Annotated in this window: 2 protein-coding genes; both read right to left on the bottom strand. The window is 70.7% G+C overall.

Annotation, left to right across the window (positions count from 1 at the left end; all coding sequences use genetic code 11):
* Positions 1–231 precede the first annotated feature (231 nt).
* Positions 232–1086, bottom strand: a complete 855-nt coding sequence (locus tag AC13HU_RS34705) for an AAC(3) family N-acetyltransferase (protein ID WP_483045976.1) — start codon at positions 1084–1086, stop codon at positions 232–234.
* A gap of 212 nt (positions 1087–1298) precedes the next feature.
* Positions 1299–3176: MFS transporter (locus AC13HU_RS34700; RefSeq protein WP_483045975.1), on the bottom strand; the 1878-nt coding region annotated here is incomplete at its 5' end.

Below are 3176 nucleotides of genomic sequence, written 5' to 3'. Positions count from 1 at the left end.
GTGTCCGGGAGTTCGTAGGCGCGGGCGGTGGGCAGGGCGGGGTTGTCGAACTCGAAAGTGCCCAAGCTCGCGGGGCTGCTGAGCGCGTGCAGCGGGGGGCTCGCGGCCGACGTTCTCGGCGGCCGGGGTGATGCTGCTGGCGTCTCGGCGGGTGATCACGGTTGCGCGCTCCGGGTGGTGGCGGTGATGACGGTGCGGTTCTCGGGGCGGACGGCCGGCGCCTCACGGATGTCAGCGTTCTCGACGAGGCGCACGCAACAGAAGTGAGGCCAATTCCAGCCGTGCGAAATCAATGAATGGTCGCACAGCCATCAGCCGACATTCAGTCCCGCCGATGTGAACGCGCCCTACAATGCCTTCCCTTTCCGCTGCGCCGCCAACGGCAGGGAAGTAACGCTCCCTGTCGCCTGCGACGTCAGCTACTTCCAACCAGACCCGCTCCCCCTCCACCATGTACGGGAAGCGGCGAATCTTTCGCCGATGGGATTCGAGAAGGGATTCGGCGTGATGGAGGAATGTGTTTCGGGTGTGACCGACACCGAGAAGCAAGATGAAGCCGCCAAGGTCATATATCCGGGCGAAGGGGGATTCTTTTCCCAGTGCGTAAGCCAGCGATTGTTTCGCGGTAATCTGTCGCGCTCGTGCTCCTACTGCCGCCACCGAGGCCCACGGGTGCCTGCTGCGGAGACGCTGTGGATCGGCGAGGACGGCTGATGGCAGGGCACCCAGGGCTGTGGGAAGATCATCGCGGAACAGCGGCACGGTCGCTCGTTGCGCAGCTACCTCAGCGCTTGGGTCTGCGCCGGCTTCCTGGCATGGGTCCTTGACGAGATCACTGGTAAACGTCGGCACCACTACGGTCCCCTGTGGGCCAATTCGTTCCCTCAGTGCTCTCAATAGCGTATCCGCACCCCCTTCGACGTGCCCGAACGCGGAAAGTGATGTGTGTACGATCACGACCGCGCCACTCGGCAGGTTGATCTCGCCCAGCCCCGTGAGTACGTCTTCGCGTGTTACTACCGCGTCAGAATGTTCAGCTCGGGGGGCACATGTCAAAAGCTTCGGGGAATTATGTTGAGCAACCATCTTCTTGTCCGCCCGAATCGTGGCTGGAAGGTTCTGTGGTAGCCGTCGTCGGCACGAACGGCCTCGTCGCTGCCGCGGTGCCCTCCGGATTCACTGCGCTGTCCGTATGTGGGCAATAGCCGCGGCCTGGTGCCCGAGCGGTCCACCCGACTGCTGGGGTTGAATCCGGCCGCTGGCCGCACGCCGGGGCCGGGCGGCCCAGGGTTGGCCGGTCACGTGCGCCCTTCGAGGTAGGCGGCCAGCTCACGGGTGACGCGGGCGGGCGCGGCGGCGCCCGCCAAGCTCTCGCGCAGCTGCCCGACGGTGCGGGCTCCGACCACGGGGACGACGCCGACCGGGCTGGCGACAGCCCGCAGATAGGCCAGGGCCAGTCCGTGCGGGGTCATCCGCAGCGCGGTGGCGACCTCGACGAGCCGGTCGCGGCGCGCCCGCGCCTGGGCGGTGTTGTAGGTCGCGGCGTGGTGGGCGGCGTGGCGGCCGGTGTGCCGGGCGGTGAGGAACCCGGCGGCCAGCGTGCGGTAGGGGGTGACGGTCATCTGGTGCCGGAAGGCCAGGTTGAGGTGGTCCGGGTCGGCTTCGACCAGCCAGGGTTCCGGCGGCGGCGCGGTTCGCCGGACCAGGCTCCACAGCGGGGTGGTGATCTCCGGGCGGGCCAGTCCGTCTTGGTGGGCGCGGTCGGCCCACTGCTGAAGGCGGCTGGTGGTCCAGTTGGAGGCGCCGACGCGGTCGGCGTAGCCGTCGCGGACCGCGCGGTCGGCGGCGTCGGCGATCTCGTCGACGCCGAGGCCGGGGTCGTCACGGTGAAGGACCAGGGTGAAGGGGATGCCGAGGCGCTCGGCGCTGCGGCGGGCCTGGTCGAGGATCGTCGCGGGGCGCAGGTCGCCGCGGCGGAGGGCGACGGGGGCGGCGGCGACGCCGAGGCCGGCGGCGGTCTGGGTGGCGGTGGCGTTGAGGGTGTTGGCGTCGCGCATCCGGTCGGGCGGGATGTCGGCGAACGCGAGGGTGTTGTAGCCGGTGAGGCCGGTGGAGCGGGCGGCGCCGCTGAGGGTGACGAGGGCGCCGATCACCCACAGCGGGGTGCTCGCGGTGAGGAAGGCGCAGCCGACCATGGTCCCGGCGAGGACGACGCCCGCGGCGGCCAGCACCGCGCGGTAGCCGAAGCGGCCGAAGAGGAAGCCGGTCGCGGGCTTGATGCCGATGTTGCCGACGAAGACGAAGAGCACCAGGGCGCCGGAGCGTACGGCGCTCCACCCGAAGATCTCCTGGAAGAGCAGCGGCAGCAGGAAGGGCGCCGCGGAGACGGAGATCCAGAAGGCGGAGCCGCCGGAGACGGAGGCGCGGAAGGAGTGGGTGCGCAGCGTGCCGAGGTCGATCAGCGGACGCTCGGCCCGCCGCAGGTGCCGCAGCGCGAGGGCGAGCAGCAGCAGGGAGGCCGCGCCGAGGCCGGCGGCGCGCGGCCAGGGGGCGTTGGCGTCGGAGAGCAGGTGCCCGGTCCAGGTGAGCGCGCCGAGCCCCACCGAGGTCCACACCAGCCCGAGCCAGTCCAGCGCGCCCACCCCGGCGACCGGGCCGCCCTCGATCAGCCGCCAGGCGGCGGCGAACGCGATCAGCCCGAGCGGGATGTTGATCAGGAAGAGCCAGTGCCAGCTCGCGTACGTGGTGATCACACCGCCCAGCAGCGGCGCGGCGACCGGCGCGATCAGCGCGGGCCAGACGATGTACGACACGAGCCGTGGGATGTCGGGCTTGGCGATCCCCGACAGCGCGACCAGCCGCCCGACCGGCACCATCATCGCGCCGCCCGCGCCCTGGAGGACGCGCAGCGCGACCAGTTCGCCGAGGCTGGACGCTGCGGCGCAGGCCAGCGAGGCGACGGTGAACAGCACGATCGCCGACAGGAAGATCCGCCGGGCGCCGCAGCGCGCGGTCAGCCAGCCGCTCAACGGGACCAGTACGGCGAGGGTGAGGACGTACGCCGTGACGACCAGGCCGACCGCGGTGGCGGAGACGCCGAGGGACGCGCCGATCCGGGGTGCGGCGGTGGAGACGATGGTGCCGTCGAGGTTCTCCATGAAGAGGCAGCCCGCCAC

This window comes from Streptomyces sp. NH27 (assembly GCF_056859195.1).
Note: the sequence above shows the minus strand (reverse complement) of the source record. Positions and strands in the feature narration are given on the sequence as shown.